Origin of the sequence: Pseudomonas sp. SDI, from assembly GCF_003105155.1 — a bacterium.
Lineage (GTDB): Bacteria > Pseudomonadota > Gammaproteobacteria > Pseudomonadales > Pseudomonadaceae > Aquipseudomonas.
Map to the genome: position 1 here is coordinate 16,019 of NZ_QETK01000009.1, position 16,126 is coordinate 32,144.

14 protein-coding genes and 2 pseudogenes are annotated in these 16,126 nt (G+C 64.5%); 9 read left to right on the forward strand and 7 right to left on the reverse strand.

The annotated features are described in order from the left end of the window. Positions 1 to 37: 37 nt before the first annotated feature. Positions 38 to 820, reverse strand: a pseudogene (locus DCO48_RS23195) (PAS domain-containing protein); the annotation flags it as partial. Between the two features lie 89 nt (positions 821 to 909). Next, on the reverse strand, positions 910 to 1,929 hold the full coding sequence (locus DCO48_RS07830) for a LacI family DNA-binding transcriptional regulator (RefSeq protein ID WP_116550030.1): 1,020 nt from the start codon (positions 1,927 to 1,929) through the stop codon (positions 910 to 912). A gap of 207 nt (positions 1,930 to 2,136) precedes the next feature. On the opposite strand from DCO48_RS07830, the gene DCO48_RS07835 reads away from it, so the two are divergent. Together DCO48_RS07835 and DCO48_RS07840 are read left to right on the forward strand one after the other, a co-directional pair. Then, a complete protein-coding gene (locus DCO48_RS07835; RefSeq protein ID WP_116550031.1) occupies positions 2,137 to 2,676 on the forward strand; it encodes a gluconokinase in 540 nt (179 codons plus the stop codon). 99 nt (positions 2,677 to 2,775) lie between these two features. Next, positions 2,776 to 4,128 carry a GntP family permease gene (locus DCO48_RS07840; RefSeq protein WP_116550032.1) on the forward strand — a complete coding sequence of 451 codons (1,353 nt, stop codon included), beginning with the start codon at positions 2,776 to 2,778 and terminating at the stop codon, positions 4,126 to 4,128. Positions 4,129 to 4,246: 118 nt separating this feature from the next. Here the strand turns inward: DCO48_RS07840 and DCO48_RS07845 are convergent, their stop codons facing one another. After that, positions 4,247 to 4,462 (reverse strand): molybdopterin-binding protein, encoded by a 216-nt coding sequence (locus DCO48_RS07845; protein WP_043862773.1) that lies wholly within the window; start codon positions 4,460 to 4,462, stop codon positions 4,247 to 4,249. Positions 4,463 to 4,633: 171 nt separating this feature from the next. Further along, positions 4,634 to 4,843, reverse strand: a complete 210-nt coding sequence (locus DCO48_RS22590; protein WP_133247601.1) for a hypothetical protein — start codon at positions 4,841 to 4,843, stop codon at positions 4,634 to 4,636. Between DCO48_RS22590 and DCO48_RS07850 the strand changes: the two are divergent. The 5 genes and pseudogenes from DCO48_RS07850 to DCO48_RS07870 form a co-directional block, all read left to right on the forward strand. Continuing rightward, positions 4,842 to 5,045, forward strand: a pseudogene (locus DCO48_RS07850) (FMN reductase); the annotation flags it as partial. The gene DCO48_RS22590 and the pseudogene DCO48_RS07850 overlap by 2 nt on opposite strands. A gap of 107 nt (positions 5,046 to 5,152) precedes the next feature. Further along, positions 5,153 to 6,340, forward strand: a complete 1,188-nt coding sequence (locus DCO48_RS07855) for an acyl-CoA dehydrogenase family protein (protein ID WP_116550033.1) — start codon at positions 5,153 to 5,155, stop codon at positions 6,338 to 6,340. 10 nt (positions 6,341 to 6,350) lie between these two features. Continuing rightward, on the forward strand, positions 6,351 to 7,451 hold the full coding sequence (locus tag DCO48_RS07860; RefSeq protein ID WP_116550034.1) for a sigma-54-dependent Fis family transcriptional regulator: 1,101 nt from the start codon (positions 6,351 to 6,353) through the stop codon (positions 7,449 to 7,451). A gap of 180 nt (positions 7,452 to 7,631) precedes the next feature. Continuing rightward, positions 7,632 to 8,804: an amidohydrolase family protein gene (locus DCO48_RS07865; RefSeq protein WP_116550035.1), complete on the forward strand. Its 1,173-nt coding sequence runs from the start codon at positions 7,632 to 7,634 to the stop codon at positions 8,802 to 8,804. A gap of 84 nt (positions 8,805 to 8,888) precedes the next feature. Beyond that, entirely contained in the window at positions 8,889 to 9,944 is a 1,056-nt protein-coding gene (locus tag DCO48_RS07870) for a lipopolysaccharide assembly protein LapB (RefSeq protein ID WP_116550036.1), read from the forward strand. A gap of 407 nt (positions 9,945 to 10,351) precedes the next feature. On the opposite strand, the gene DCO48_RS07880 is transcribed toward DCO48_RS07870, so the two are convergent. Both DCO48_RS07880 and DCO48_RS07885 read right to left on the reverse strand, forming a co-directional pair. Beyond that, on the reverse strand, positions 10,352 to 12,397 hold the full coding sequence (locus tag DCO48_RS07880; RefSeq protein ID WP_256584008.1) for a PAS domain-containing sensor histidine kinase: 2,046 nt from the start codon (positions 12,395 to 12,397) through the stop codon (positions 10,352 to 10,354). 22 nt (positions 12,398 to 12,419) lie between these two features. Further along, complete coding sequence (locus DCO48_RS07885; protein WP_116550038.1) at positions 12,420 to 12,887, reverse strand: nucleoside deaminase; 468 nt, start codon at positions 12,885 to 12,887, stop codon at positions 12,420 to 12,422. Between the two features lie 145 nt (positions 12,888 to 13,032). Between DCO48_RS07885 and DCO48_RS07890 the strand changes: the two genes are divergently transcribed. Both DCO48_RS07890 and DCO48_RS07895 read left to right on the forward strand, forming a co-directional pair. Beyond that, a complete protein-coding gene (locus DCO48_RS07890; RefSeq protein ID WP_116550039.1) occupies positions 13,033 to 13,722 on the forward strand; it encodes a type 1 glutamine amidotransferase domain-containing protein in 690 nt (229 codons plus the stop codon). A 150-nt stretch (positions 13,723 to 13,872) separates the two neighbouring features. Next, positions 13,873 to 14,652: a CSS-motif domain-containing protein gene (locus tag DCO48_RS07895; protein ID WP_116550040.1), complete on the forward strand. Its 780-nt coding sequence runs from the start codon at positions 13,873 to 13,875 to the stop codon at positions 14,650 to 14,652. Positions 14,653 to 14,734: 82 nt separating this feature from the next. On the opposite strand, the gene DCO48_RS07900 is transcribed toward DCO48_RS07895, so the two are convergent. Beyond that, positions 14,735 to 16,090 carry an MFS transporter gene (locus DCO48_RS07900; protein ID WP_116550141.1) on the reverse strand — a complete coding sequence of 452 codons (1,356 nt, stop codon included), beginning with the start codon at positions 16,088 to 16,090 and terminating at the stop codon, positions 14,735 to 14,737. Between the last annotated feature and the right edge of the window lie 36 nt (positions 16,091 to 16,126).

A 16,126-nucleotide genomic window follows, 5' to 3' on the forward strand; every position in this document is an offset into this window, starting at 1 on the left:
TGGCATGCGCGGCTTCGGCAGCGCTCTGCTGGGTGGTGACCTGCTGGGTGATGTCGCTGGCGAACTTCACCACTTTATACAGGCGCCCCTGGGTATCGAAAATCGGGTTGTAGGAGGCTTCCAGATAGACCATCTGGCCAAGCTTGTTGACCCGTTCGAAGCGATGGGAATGGTACTCGCCGCGATTGAGCGAGGCCCAGAATGCCTTGTAGGCCGGCGATTCGCTTTCGCTGCGGTGGCAGAACAGGCTGTGGTGCTGGCCCACCACCTCGTCGAGGCGGTAGTGCATGGTCTGCAGGAAATTCTCGTTGGCGCGAATCACCCGGCCTTCGGGGGTGAACTCGATCACCGCCATGGAACGGCCGATGGCATGCAACAGACTTTCGCTCTCATGCTCGTCGCGCACCCGCTGGCTGATGTCCGAGGCCACCTTGATCACGCTGGTAACCTGCTGGTTGCCGTCGACCACCGGCATGTAGCTGGCTTCCAGCCAGATCTCGCTACCATTCTTGTGCTGCCGGGCGAAGGTGCCGCTGCGCGGCTCGCCGCGGGCCAGGTCGCGCCACAGCTGGCGGTATTCGTCGGATTTGCTGTAGGCCTCGGTACAGAACATGCGGTGGTGCTTGCCACGCAGTTCTTCGGCGCTGTAACCAGTGGTTTTGCAGAAATTCGCGTTGGCATCGACGATGATGCCGTCCGCAGTGAACTCGATGACCGCCATGGAGCGGCTTATCGCGGCCAACTTCGCCTGAGCGCCGGAGAGTGCCTGATGACTACGTTGGATTTCAGCGAGGTCGGACTTATCGTGGATTCCAAACATTTTGCAACCACTCCATGGGCGGATGAGCTCAGCATAGAACGCGCTTTACACCCTGCAAGCTATCTGCCATCACCGCCCATCGCCCGAAATCAGCTGCTTTCGCGCACCACCAGTTCGAAGCCCAGGTCCTGGGTTCGCGCCTGCACCGCCTTGCCATCGAGCAAGGCCAGCAGCGCCTGCGCCGCCTGCCGGCCGACGGCGGCGCGCGGCGTGCGGATCGAGGTCAGGCGCGGTACCAGGTGCGCCGAGGCCGGCAGGTCGTTGAAGCCGACCATCGCCACCTGCCCCGGCACCTCGATGCCCTGGCGCTGGGCCTGGAAGATCGCGCCCTGGGCCAGGTCGTCGTTGCAGAAGAAGATCCCGTCGACATCGCCATTGCCGGCCAGCAACTGGCTGAACAACTCGCCCCCCAGGCCAATCGACGAGGGTTTCGGCGCCAGCATCTCCAGCGCCGGGTCATACAGTCCGGCCTCGACCAGCGCCTGGCGGAAGCCTTCGGCGCGCTGCATCACCCGCGGGTCGAGCTGCGCGGCAATGAAGCCCAGGCGGCGGCGGCCGCGTTCGATCAGGTGCTGCGCAGCCGCGCGGCCGGCCTGCTGCTGGGAGAACCCCACCGACATCGCCTGTGCCGGCCCGCCCAGCTCCATCATGTGCACGCAGGGCACACCGCTGGCGGCGAGCATGTTCTGCGCCGCCTCGGTGCGGTCGAAACCGGTCAGCAGGATGCCGCAGGGCTGATAGGCCAGGTAGTTGCGAATCAGGTTTTCCTCTTCCTCGACGTCGTAGTGGAAGTTGCCGATCAGCACTTCCAGGCCGCGCGGACGCATCACGTCGTGAATCGCTTCGAGGGTGTCGATGAACAGCTGGTTGGACAGCGACGGGATCAACACCACAATCGACTGGCTCTGCGCCGAGGCCAGCGCGCGAGCGGCCGGGTTGGCCACATAGCCGAGTGCGGCGGCGGCGTCCTTGACCTTCTGCACCAGTTCCGGGGCCACGGTGCTGACCCCGCGCAGCGCCCGCGAGGCGGTAATCGGGGAAACCCCGGAAAGCCTGGCGACTTCAGCCAGGGTCGGACGACCGGTAGTACGAGAGCCAATACGGGACATGGGGATTTTTATTTTTCGACTTGCAAAGAATGGGGAACGGGCACTAAGGTAGCGCTGTCTCAGGCGTCAGGCAATGCGTAACTGCAGGTGTACGGCGATGAGCGTCCAAACTGCTTCTACAAAACCAATAACATCCGGGTGGATAGCCACCGAGGGTTTCTCGCTCTCGGCCAAAGATAGCGCTATCTTGCCCTGCAGGAGGTCACGATGAACTCTCCCCTGTCCGCTATCGTGGTAATGGGTGTGGCTGGCTGCGGCAAGAGCTGCGTCGGTTCTGCCATTGCCGAACGTAGTGGCGGCCGCCTGATCGAAGGCGATGCGTTCCACCCCAAGGCCAACATCGACAAGATGAGCGCCGGTATCCCTCTCAACGACGACGACCGCGCCGGCTGGCTGATTCGCCTCGGCCAGGAGCTGCAGGCGACGATCAAGGCCGGCGAGCGGCCGATCCTCACCTGCTCGGCGCTCAAGCGCCGCTACCGCGACGCCTTGCGCCACGCAGTGCCCGACCTTGGCTTCGTGTTCCTCGAACTCACCCCGCAGGAAGCCGAGCGCCGTGTGCTCGCCCGCCCCGGCCACTTCATGCCGGCGAGCCTGATCGACAGCCAGTTCGCCGCCCTCGAAGCGCCGCATGGCGAGCCGCTGACCCTGACCCTGGACGCGACCCTGGCCATCGACACGCTGTCGTTGCAGGTCGACCACTGGCTAAAGCCTTCCGGTGAACCGGCGCTGGCGCGAACGGCCTGATGTCACGGGCGTTTCCGGCTCACCAAAGATAGCGCTGTCTTAGCTCTACTACGCTGCAATAGTTCCGCCCACAACAATGACAATATGAGGCACTGAACCATGTTTGGTTTGGCAACTGATACCTACCTTCTGCTCGACGCACTGGTCACCATCGTTGGTCTGGTGCTGCTGATTACCCACTTCAAGGTCCACCCCTTCGTCGCCCTGACCCTGGCCGCCGGCTTCCTTGGCCTGACCTCCGGGATGCCGGTAGCCAAAGTGATGAAGTCGTTCCAGGACGGCTTTGGCGGCGTGCTCGGTTTCGTCGGCATCGTGCTGGCACTGGGCACCATGCTCGGCAAGCTGATGGCTGACTCTGGCGGTGCCGACCAGATCGCGCAGACGCTGATCCGCGCCTTCGGCAAGCAGAAGGTGCACTGGGCGATGATGTTCGCCGCGTTCCTGGTGGGCATTCCGCTGTTCTTCGAGATCGGCTTCGTGCTGCTGATCCCGCTGGTGTTCATCGTCGCCCGGCGCTCCGGGGTGTCGCTGATCAAGATCGGTATTCCGCTGCTGGCCGGGCTGTCGGTGGTGCACGGCCTGGTGCCGCCGCACCCGGGGCCGCTGCTGGCCATCGGCATCTTCCAGGCCGATATCGGCAAGACCATCTTCTACGGGCTGATCATCGCGCTGCCAACGGCAATCATCGCCGGGCCGCTGTACGGTAACTTCATTTCCAAGTACATCCCCGGCTCGCCGTCCCAGGAGCTGATGGACCAGATCGCCCGCGAGTCCGAGCAGAAGAACCTGCCGAGCTTCAGCGTGACCCTGATCACCGTGCTGCTGCCGGTGTTCCTGATGCTGCTGAAGACCTTTGCCGACGTGGTGTTTGCCCCCGAGCACATTTTCCGCCAGTGGATGGACCTGATCGGTCACCCGATCAGCGCCCTGCTCGCCGCGTTGCTGCTGGCGTTCTATACCTTTGGCGCAGCGCGTGGCTTCTCCCGTCAGCAGATCATGAAACTGCTCGACCAGAGCCTGGCACCGACCGCCGCGATCATTCTGATTGTCGGCGCCGGCGGGGGCTTCAAGCAGATGCTGGTGGACACCGGCGTGGGTAACGTGATCGGGCAGATGGCGGTGCAGGCGCAGATCTCGCCGATCCTGCTGGCCTGGCTAGTGGCAGCGGTGATTCGCATCGCCACCGGCTCGGCAACAGTGGCAACCATCACCGGGGCGGGGATTGTCGCGCCGGTGATCGCCATGGTGCCGGGGGTGAACCGCGAGCTGCTGGTACTGGCGACCGGTGCCGGTTCGCTGATCCTGTCACACGTGAACGATGCCGGGTTCTGGCTGGTGAAGCAGTACTTCAACATGACCGTGGCCGAGACGTTCAAGACCTGGAGCATGATGGAGACGCTCCTCTCGGTGGTCGGGATCATCTTTATCATGCTGCTGTCATTGGTGGTGTAACCGCCCCCTGCAAAAGCCCTGTGGGAGCCGGCCTTGCCGGCGATAGGGCCAGTGCGAGCGCATCGCCGGCCAGGCCGGCTCCCACAGCAAAGCCCCCTCAGCCAACCGCCGACTTCAGTCAAAGCTTGGCGATCGACACCTCGGTCGACTTCACGAACGCAATCACCTCGCTGCCAATGCGCAGTTCCAGCTCATGCACCGAGCGGGTGGTGATCACCGACGTCACAATCCCCGCCTGGGTCTGCACATCGATCTCCGACACCACCGGCCCCTCGATGATCTCCTTGATCGTGCCCTTGAACTGATTGCGGACGTTGATTGCCTTGATGGTCATGTGCTGCTCCTTCCTGATTGGGGCACCGGCTGGCAGTGCGTTGAATGCAGATTGCATGCAGCCGATAAAATCTCAAAAGAATAAATAACGACATTTATATTCTATTTGGAAATATAAAAACCGAGCTATTGAAATGCCTAAAAGTTATTTATTCCAATGTTTTTAGATCAATTAGCATGATTCGAACGCAACAAGTGTTGCTCCAGCAACTGTTTGCCCAGCAACAGCAAAGCAACAGAAACCGCGCATCGGGTACAGCCCAATGCCCCCGGCGCCGTGCCCCCGCCCCATAAATTCAGGATGTAACAGGTTGGTACAGGTCTTGCTCCAGGCACTGCTGTCCATCATTGCCTGCTGAACAACAGCCAAGGAATTCATCATGTCTGCTCCGTTGCACGTCGTTGTCGTTTCCGGGGGCGCCTACCGCCCCTCGCGCACCCTGGTACTGGCCGAGGCCATCGTCGCCGAGCTGGCCCGCCAGCTGCCGATCAACGCCCATGTCATCGAGCTGGCCGATATCGCCCGGCCACTGGGTGGCGCGCTGTCGCGCCAGGAACTGCCGGCCAGCGTCGAAGCCGAACTGCTGCAGGCCCGTATCCGTCTGGCCGCCGAACGTGCCGCGCCAGTCCTGGGCCGCGCTGGCGCATCGCTGCGTCAGAGCGCCTGAACTCCCGACATAGGTAACCCCGCGTGAGCGCTACGTTGCACACATCCCGTTTATCCCCGTTGCACACTGCACGGGAGCTGGCCAGCGAGTTCGCCCTGACCGTGGTGGAGCGCGAACGCCTGGGCGGCACGCCCAAGGCCGAGCGCGACGCCCTGCGCGCCAGCGGTTTGCTGGCCCTGAGCATCCCCAGCGAATTCGGCGGTCTGGGCGCCAGCTGGAGCGAAACCTTCGAGGTGGTCCGTACCTTCGCCCGTGTCGACAGCTCGCTGGCCCACGTGTTCGGCTTCCATCACCTGATGCTGGCCACCGTGCGCCTGTTCGCCACCCCGGAGCAATGGCAGCCGTGGTTCGAGCTGACCGCGCGCAAGCACTGGTTCTGGGGCAATGCGCTGAACCCGCTGGACACCCGCACGGTAGTCAAGGATCGCGGCAGCTGGCGCGAGTTTTCCGGCAAGAAGAGCTTCTGCTCCGGCGCCAGCGACTCGGAAATGCTCATCGCCTCGGCGGTCGACGAAGCCGCTGGCGGCAAGCTGCTGATTGCTGCAATCCCCAGTGGCCGCACCGGCATCACCCTACACCACGACTGGCACAACATGGGCCAGCGCCAGACCGACAGTGGCAGTGCCAGCTTCGAACGGGTGCGGGTCGAGGACAGCGACCTGCTGCTCGATCCCGGTCCGCTGAGCACACCGTTCGCCTGCCTGCGCCCGCTGATCGCCCAGTTGCACTTTGCCAACATCTTCCTCGGCATCGCCGAAGGCGCGTTCGAGGAAGCCCGCAGCTACACCCGCAACGAGTCGCGGCGCTGGTTCAAGTCCTCGGCCCAGCACAGCCACGAAGACCCCTACGTGCTCGGCCATTACGGCGACTTCTGGGTGCGCCTGCAGGGCGCCCGGCTCCTGGTCGAGCAGGCCGCCTACGAGCTCGACCAGGCGTGGGCCAAAGGTGCATCGCTGAGCGCCGAACAGCGCGGCCAGGTGGCGGTGGCGATTGCCACGGCCAAGGTCGCCGCCAGCCGCGACGGCCTGGAGATCTGCAGCAAGGTCTTCGACGTCACCGGCGCCCGCGCCACCCAGGCGTCGGTCGGGCTCGACCGGCACTGGCGCAACCTGCGCACCCAGAGCCTGCACGACCCGCTGGACTACAAGCTGCACGAACTGGGCGACTGGGCTTTGAACCAGCGCCTGCCGATCCCGACGTTCTATTCCTAGTGTGCCTGCCATGCAACTGCTGACCTTACCGCCATCGCCCGCGCTGGCTACCTCGATCCGCGCGACGGCGCAGGTGTTCGAAGACCCGAAATCCCAGGCCCTGCTCGCCCACCTGCGGCAAGTGGCGCCAAGCGAAGCCAGCGTGCTGATCATTGGCGAGACCGGCACCGGCAAGGAGCTGGTGGCACGACACATCCACAACCTCAGCGGGCGACGTGACAAACCGTTCGTGGCGGTCAACTGCGGCGCGTTTTCCGAGTCGCTGGTGGAGGCCGAGCTGTTCGGTCACGAAAAAGGCGCCTTCACCGGCGCCCTGGCCGCCAAGGCCGGCTGGTTCGAAGAGGCCAACGGCGGCACGCTGTTCCTCGACGAGATCGGCGACCTGCCGATGCCGATTCAGGTCAAGCTGTTGCGTGTGCTGCAGGAACGCGAAGTGGTCCGACTGGGCTCGCGCAAGAGCATCCCGATCGATGTACGGGTGCTGGCGGCGACCAACGTGCAACTGGAAAAGGCCATCAACGCCGGGCATTTTCGCGAAGACCTGTACTACCGCCTCGACGTCGTCAGCCTGGATCTGGTGCCGCTGCGCGAGCGGCCCGGCGACATCCTGCCGCTGACCCGACATTTCATCGAAGCCTACAGCCAGCGCCTGGGCTACGGCCCGATCAGCCTCAGCCCGCGCGCCGAGCAGAAACTGCGCGGCTACAGCTGGCCAGGGAATATCCGCGAGCTGGAAAACGTGATTCACCACACCCTGCTGATCTGCCGCAATGGCGTGATCGAGCATGACGATTTGCGCTTGTCGAACCTGCGCATCGAGCGCCAGGACGACAGCCCGAGCAGCGCCGATTCGGCGGAGGCCCTGCTGCTGCGGGCGTTCCACAAGCTCTTCGAGGAACAGGCCGGGGCTCTTCACGAAAAGGTCGAGGACGCCCTGCTGCGTGCCGCCTATCGCTTCAGCCATTACAACCAGGTGCACACCGCCCATTTGCTGGGCCTGAGCCGCAATGTCACCCGCACGCGCCTGATCAAGATCGGCGAGCTGGCAGTCAACAAGCGCCGGCCAGTGCCATTCACCCAGGGCGAACGGGTATTGAACCTGTCGATTTGAACCGGCAGTGCCCGTCCCGCACCGCGCCGCCGGTAACATGCAGATTTCGAATGGAATCGATTCCAACGTTTAATTTGTGAATAGTGGTGCCTGCCCGATATCGTGTCTGCCTTCCCCCGCCACGCACCGCGCGCCCCTGCGCTGCCTCGCCGTGGGCACCTGACAGACAGAGACCAGGCCATGACCGATCGTATTTTCATCAACGCCGTTGCTGCCGACGGCAGCCCGCTGGAACTGGCTGTGCGCGACGGCCGCTTTAGCGCCATCGGCCGTCACTGCCCGCGCAGCGCGAACAGCGAGCTGATCGACCTCGAAGGCCAACTGGTGTTGCCCGGTTTCGTCGACGGCCATATCCACCTGGACAAGAGTTTTGTCGGCGACCGCTGGCGTCCGCACCAGCCGGTGGCAAGCCTGCGCGAACGCCTGGCCGTGGAGAAACACCTGCTGAGCAGCGCGCCACCGATTGTCCAGCGCGCCGATGCGCTGATTCGCCAGGCTGCCAGCTTCGGCACCTTCGCCATGCGCTGCCACGTCGATGTCGACGCCAGCACCGGCCTGGATAACCTGCACGCGATCATGGAAGCCCGCGAGCACTGGCGCGACCTGATCGATATCGAGCTGGTCGCCTTCCCGCAGGCCGGTGTAGTGTCCTGCCCGGGCACCGCGCAGATCCTCGATGCGGCCATGGCCGCCGGCGCCCAGGTGATCGGTGGTATCGACCCGAGTACCCTCGACGGCGACGCCGAGGCGCAGTTGGCTATCGTCTTCGGCATCGCCGAGCGCCGCGAGGTGAAAATCGACATTCACCTGCATGAGCCGGAGCAGATCGGCATCGCCCAGTTGCAGCGCATCGCCGAGCGCACCCTTGCCTTGGGCATGCAGGGCCGCGTGGCGGTGAGCCATGCCTATGCGCTGGGTGAAGTGACGCCGGACGAGGTCGAACGGATTGCCGCGCAGCTGGCCCGCGCCGACATCGCGATCATGACCAATGCCCCCGGCGACTGTGCCTTCCCGCCTGTGCTGCAATTGCGCAAGGCCGGCGTGCGGGTGTTCACCGGCAACGACAACATCCAGGACGCCTGGTGGCCGTATGGCAATGGCGACATGCTGCAGCGGGCCATGCTGGTCGGCTATCGCTCCGGTTTCTACACCGACGACGACCTGTATGTGGCGCTGCACATGGCCACCGAGGCCGGTGCGCAGGTGATCGGCAAAACCGATTACGGGCTCAAGGTGGGCAACGAGGCGAGTTTCGTCGTGCTCAAGGCGCCGAATGGCGCGGCAGCGGTGGCGGCGGCGGCACCCAGCGCCCGACGCATCGTGCGCAACGGCCAGTTCTGGGTCAGCGGCTAAGGGCGCCTACGTCGCGCCCTGCAATTGACTCCCGCCCCCACATATCCCAAGCTGGCCCACTTGCGCCCCACCCCGAGCCTCCGCATGTCCAGCCCGCGCCTATATACCGCCATCAGCCTGACCCTGCTCATCATCGTCGGCCTGGGCAGCTACTTCTGGCGCGACGACAGCCCGGCGCCGAGCCCCAGCGTGACCCAGGGCTACGCCAAAGCCCTGGCCCTGGCCCACAACGGCCAACCTGGCGCCGCCCGCGTGCTTTACCAGCAACTGGCACGCCGCGACCTGTCGTCGATCCGCCGGGCCAGCCTGCATGCCGAACTGCCCAACTACCCTTCACCACAGGCACTCAAGCTCGCCGACCACGACCTGCAACACCAAGACCCGCTGGTGCGCCGCGCCGCCATTGCCAGCATCGCCGCGCTGGTCCCCGGCCCGCAACGCAGCCTGCTGCTTGGCCCGCTGCTCGACGACGAAGAGCAAAGCGTACGCTTCGCCGCCGTCGATGCGCTGCTCGGCCTGAGCCCGGACGAAATCGGCCTGTACTTCGCCCCGCTGCAACACGCCCTGGACCAGTATGAAGCGGCCCTCGAAGCGCAAATCGACGACAGCGCCGCGCAAGTCCACCTGGCCCGCCTCTACGCCCATGAAAAAGACTACGCACCGGCGGCCAACGCCCTCGAACGCGCGCTGAAACTGGCCCCCGACGATCTCGACGCGCTGGCCACCCAGGTCCAACTGCTCGACGACCAGGGCCAGGTCGACGCCTCCCGCGCCGTGCTCGCCCAGGCCCTGCAGCGCCACCCCGAGTCGGCCTTCCTGCAGCATGAGTTGGGCCGTTGGCTAATGCGCCACAACCAGCACGAATATGCCCTGCTGGCCTTCGCCCGGGCGCTGGAACTGGAACCGGACAACAGCGACTATCGCTACACCCTGGCCACCAGCCTGCACGCGCTGGAGCAGGTCGACGCCGCTCAGCGCCAACTGGAAACCATCCTCACCCGCCAGCCGGCCAACCGCCGCGCCCGGGTACTGCTGATCGAGTACTGGAAAGAAACCGGACAACTGCAGAATGTCCAGGTGCTGCTGGCCCAGCTCGAACAGCAAAACCCCGACGATCCGCTCGTGCAACAAGGCCTATAGGCCGTCTCAGCCCCTTCACGCATCGGGGTTGAACCCTCATGCAAAGCGCGCGGTCCAGAGAGAGTGCAGAGAAGGCAGGCCAACGTCCGGCCTGCGCACGCCACCTCGTCGCTTGCCGAGCTTGGCCAGGCGCTCAACGAGGGGGCGGGCCTGGCGATCATCGCCCATGAGTGCCTCGCCGGCTTCGCCCACTCTCCCCTGCACCACCACCTCAAGACGCAACCCGACTGGTCCGACCTGCCGGTGGCGCGCCCTGAGGCTGTTACGCGGCGCCGAGCCGATCAACCTGCTGATCAGTGATATAGGCCTGCCCGGCATCAACGCTCGGCAACTGGCAAAAATCGCCCGCCACCGCCGCCATGCGATCAAGAAGCGCGCCCCAGCACAGGCGGCATCTGCGACGAACGCTACAGTTGAAGCAACTGGCCGACCTTGTCGGTCAGGGCATCCAGCGTGAACGGTTTGGTCAGCAACTCGATCCCGGCCTCCAGCAACGGGCCATTGCTGATCGAGCCCTCGGTGTAGCCGGTGATGAAGAGTATCTTCATCTGCGGACGTCGCTGGCGCACGGCACTCGCCACCTGACGGCCGCTGATGCCACCCGGCAAGCCGATATCGGTCACCAGCAAGTCAAGATGCTCCAGAGAGCGGAACAAGGCCAGACCGGACAGGGCATCCGCCGCCTCGAACACTTCGAAGCCCTGGTCTTCGAGCGCTTCCTTCATCAGCATGCGCAAGGTGGGCTCGTCGTCGATCAGCAGTACCCGCTCGCCGCCGGCCCGCTGCGCTGGCGGTGGCTGACTGTCGCCAGCGACGGTCCCCGGCAGTTCGCCGACAAAGCGCGGCAGTAGCAGCGAAACCCGCGTGCCGTGGCCGCATTTCGATTCGATCCAGGCACGCCCGCCGGACTGGCAGGCGAAACCGTAGACCATCGACAGGCCCATGCCGGTGCCCTGGCCGGGCGGCTTGGTGCTGAAGAACGGATCGAAGGCGCGCGCCGCCACGGCGTCGTCCATACCGCAGCCATTGTCCTCGACGCGCAGGAAGCAGTAGTCGCCCGCCGACAAGCCGTCCGGCCCGTGCAGGCCCGGGGCGAAACGCTCGTTGCCGGTGCAGAGTGTCAGGCAACCACTGCCCTGCATGGCGTCGCGGGCATTCAGGCAGAGGTTGATCAGGGCGTTTTCCAGTTGGCCGACGTCCACCAGCACCGGCCAGGGCTGCGGGTCGTATTGCAGCTTGAGGTCGATTTCCGGGCCAATGGCTTGGCGGATCAGCGGTTCGACGGCCCGCAGCAGGTCGTTGGGGTTGGCCGGGGTTGGCGCCAGCGGTTGCCGACGGGCGAACGCGAGCATGCGGTGGGTCAGGGTTGCCGCCCGTGCACTGGCGGCGCGGGCGGCGTCGATGTATTTGCCGAGGTTATCGAATTGGCCTTTGGCCAGCCGCCGTTCGAGGATTTCCAGGCTGCCACTGATGCCGGTCAGCAGGTTGTTGAAGTCATGGGCCATGCCGCCGGTGAGTTGGCCGACGGCTTCCATTTTCTGGCTGTGGCGCAGTACCTCTTCGGCCTGGCGCAAGGCCGCTTCACGCTCCCGCGCCAGGGTGATATCGCGGCCGACTGCGGTAATCACGCCATCGTTGGAGGTCGCCGCCCAGCTGAACCAGCGGTAATGCCCGTCGACATGGCGCAAGCGGTTCTCGATGCCCTGGATATCCTGGCCGCTTTCCAGTGCCTCGACGGCCAGGTCGGCGATACCCTTGTCGTCGGGGTGGACGAATTGCATCACGTCCAACCCGAGCATGTCCTCGCCCCAGCCCAGCACCTGCTGGCAGGCCGGGTTAAAGGCGCGCAGGCGCAGGTCGGCTTCGACCATCAGCATGACATCGCTGGACAGCTCCCAGAACCGATTGCGGTCGGCGGTACGCTCGTGCACCTGATGCTCGAAGGTGGTCGCCAGATCGCGCCACTGGCGCTCCGACTCAACCGACGCGGTGGTTTCGAACACGGTATCGAGGAACCCGGCAACGTTGCCGAACTCGTCGCGGATCGGGCTGTAGCAGAAGGTGAAATACACCTGTTCGTCGACGCCGTTGCGGTTGGTGATCAGCGCTAGGTTTTCCTGGAACACCGCTTCGCCGTTCATCACCCGGAACACCAGGTCGCCGACGCCGTCCCAGACATCGCTCCAGATGTCGTCGAAACTGCGGCCGAGCGGCGCCGGTTTGCCGCCGAGGATCGGCACGAAGGCGTCGTTATGGATGCTCACCAGCTCCGGGCCCCAGACCAGGCAACCGGGAAACTTCGAGGCCATGAGCATATCCACGGCGATGCGCAGCGAAGCCGACCACAGGTGCATCGGCCCCAGGGGGGTGCGGCTCCAGTCGTGGTTGCGCACTGCCGCACTCATGCCGCCTTGCTGAACGGGTGCTGCGCCGAGATGAATGACCTGCAACATGAGACGGTTACCTTGCCTGACCTTAGTTGTCGGACTCGTGGCCAATGTCTTCGTTCCACAGCGTCGGGTTGGCTTGAATGAAGCGCTGCATCAGGTCACGGCAGGTCGCCTCGTCATGCACCTCCACCGCCACCCCACGGGACCTGAGCAACGCCTCTTCACCCAGGAACGTCTGGTTTTCACCCACCACCACGCGCTTGATGCCATACAGCAGGATAGCCCCGCTGCACATCGCGCACGGAGAAAGCGTCGTATACAACGTGGCGGCCGCATAAACGCTGGCCGGCTGGCGCCCGGCATTCTCGAAAGCGTCCATTTCGCCATGCAGGATCGGGCTGCCGTTCTGCACCCGGCGGTTGTGCCCGCGACCAATGATCTGGCCGTTGTGCACGATCACCGAACCAATCGGGATGCCGCCTTCGTCGAAACCTTTCTGCGCCTCGTCGATGGCCGCCTGCATGAAACGCTGGGTATCGTCGCGTCCTGTCATTGCCAGACTACTCCTGTCAGATCGTCAATAGGCTGAAAGCTAGCACAAGGCTATCGTCCGTGGCGGGTTTTGCAGGCCCGGCTATGCTCAATGGGTTCGGAAAAATCCTGACTGCCTTCCTGGCATCGACGAAAGGAGCGCTGCGATGAGCAAGAAAGTGCTGGTGGTGGTGACCAATACGGCCAAGTACCCCGACCTCAAGCGCGCCACCGGCCTGTGGCTGGGCGAAGCGGTGCACTTTGCCGAGAAGATCCAGCAGGCCGGCTATCAGGTCGACTACGTCAGCCCGGCCGGTGGCTATGTACCGATCGACCCGCACAGCCTGAGCATGGCCCAGGATATCGACTGGGCCTGGTACAACGACAAGGCGTTCATGAACCGCCTGGGCAGCACCCTCAGCCCGGGCCAGGTGAAGGCGGCCGATTACCGCGCCCTCTATTTTGCCGGTGGTCACGGGGTGATCTGGGACTTCCCCGACAGTGCCGGCCTGCAGCAACTGGCCCGGCAGATCTTCGAAGCCGGTGGCGTGGTCAGTTCGGTGTGCCATGGCGCGGTGGGTTTGCTGAACATCAAGCTCAGCGACAATTCGCTGCTGCTCAAGGGCCGCGAGGTGACCGGTTTCTCGAATATCGAGGAACAGCTGGCGGAGCTGGACAAGGTGGTGCCCTACCTCACCGAAAACGAACTGGTGGCGCGTGGTGGCATTTATCGCAAGGCGGAAAACCCCTGGGAGGCATTCGCCATCTGCGATCAGTTGGAGGGCCGCCTGATCACTGGCCAGAACCCTGCATCCGGAGCCAAGGTCGCCGAACTGGTGCTGGCGGCACTGGGCTGATACGGCGAACCTTCGCCGCCCGGCGCGTCGAGCAATACCACAACCGCTGTCAACCCGTCTGACAGGAGCCCCCTTCGTCACTCACTTATGCTGGACCCCCGCTGCCCGGGCCCCCGGGCTCCGCGCTGGCCTTGTCCACATAGGTGAATCATGCCCTCAAAAAACGTTCGCGCCGGGCGCGTGTTGCTGGAACTGCTGGTAACCCTGCTGATCGGCATGGCGCCGGTGACCTGTGCCCTGGTGGTGGTGGTCTGGCAGGTCGACAAGAAGCTTGAAGCCACGGCCGAAGTTGCCTTGCGCGAAACCCTGCACCATACCGACGCGCTGATCGACACCCTGCATCAGGCCAGCAACAAGGTCTTGAGCCTGGCCGACTTTCCCTGTGACAAAGCCCTGCCAACCTTGCGCACCGAAGTGGTCACGCATTCAACCCTGCGCTCGCTGGTGCTGGTACGCGAGAACCGTGCCTATTGCAGCACCGTGCATGGCGAATCGCAGTTGCTGGTCAATCCGGGGCATTACTTCAACCAGCGCTTGCGCCTGGAAGCGGGCAATGATGTGACCCCGGATTCGGCCATCCTCTATTACCGCTTGCAGGAGTATCCATTCGGGGTGCTGGCACTGAGCGACGCCAGGCACCTGCAACAGGTGATCCGCGCGATCAAGGCCGATGTGACGCTGTTACTGGAGTTTGGCGATGACTACATGGCGGTCGACGGCATCGTCGACGGCAGCGTACCTGAACACCGTGAGCAGCATGTGCGGGCGATGTCGGAATACGGTTATGCGGTGCATGCCGGTTATCCGGCCGGGTACACCTGGAACGAGACCCTGGCGAATGCCCGCGCGGTGGCGCCCTCGGTGTTGCTGGTCGGGTTGCTGACGGCGATTGCCGCTTACTGGGCGATGTTCCGCCAGCGTCGGCGCTGACCTCAGCCAGGCTCACGCGCCCCCTGCAGGCGCTGGCTTGCCTGCGCCTACAGGGCGCGCGTGGCCCCTATCGTCCAATGCATCACGGCGCATACACCCCGCGCCCGGCATCCGCGGGCAGGCGCCGGAACAACAGGCCGGAAGCCACACAGGCCACGCCCCCCAGCAGCATCACCCAGGCCACATCGCTGGCCAGCAGGCTGGCATGCCCGCGCACGCTCATCAGCAACCCGAGCAACGCCGCCGCCATCCCCACCGACAGGCTCATGCTCAACTGCACCGTCATTGCCTGCAAACTGCTCGCTCGGCTGCTCAGTTGCGCCGGCACGTCGGCATAGGTCAAGGCGCCCAGGGTGCTGAACTGCAGTGAGCGGATCAGCGCACTGACAAACAGCATCAGCACAATCAGCCAGTACGGCGTATCGATACTGAACCACGCACACGCCGCCAGGCTCACCCCGGTAAACAGCGCATTCACTGTCAACGTGCGCCGAATGCCGAACCGGCGCACCACCCGCAGCGCCAGCAACTTCATCAGAAACGCCCCGGCACCGCCTGCCAGGGTCAGCAACCCGGCGGCCAACGGGCTCATGCCGAAACAGCTCTGGAACAACAGCACCAGCAGAAACGGCCCGGACGCGGTGCCCAGGCGCAGCAGGTTGCCGCCCCAGAAGCTGATGCCGAAACTGGGAATCCGCAGCAGCGACAGGTCCAGCAACGGCCGTGCACAGCGCCGCGCGTGGCGTATATACAGCGCACCGCTCACGCCCCCGATCAGCAACAGCGCCATTCCCCAGGGCAGCGGCAGCAGGCGGTGGCCGAGCACCTCGAAGCCGAACACCAGCGCGCCCAGGCCAATGCCGCTCAGCAGCAATCCACGCCCATCCAGAGGTTCGCCACGTACACCGGGAAACGCCGGGATGTGCCGCTGCACCAGCAGCAACCCGAGCACGGCAATCGGCAGATTCACCAGAAAGATCCAGTGCCACGACAGAAACGTCACCATCAACCCGCCCAGTGGCGGCCCGAGGATCGGCCCGATCAGCGCCGGGATGGTCAGGTAGGACAGGTTGCGCATCAGTTCTGCGCGCGGCGACCAGCGCAACAGCAGCACCTGCCCGACCGGCACCATCATCGCCCCGGCGACGCCCTGCAGCATGCGCGCCAGGCACAGTTGCAGCAGCGTCGAGGACAATGCGCAGGCCAGCGACGCCACGCCGAACAGCACAATCGCCCACTGAAACAGCCGCTTGGGCCCGAATCGGTCCGCCGCCCAGCCGCTCACCGGCACGAACAGTGCCGCCGCCAACAGGTACAACGACACCACCAGGTTCATCCGCACGCTCGGCGCCTCGAACTCCCGCGCCATCTGCGGCAAGGCCGTCATCACCACCGTGGCATCGATCAACTCCATGCACAGCGCACAGCCGATGATCATCGGCACCCGCCGCGAGCGGCTGTTCAGGGCAGGCAA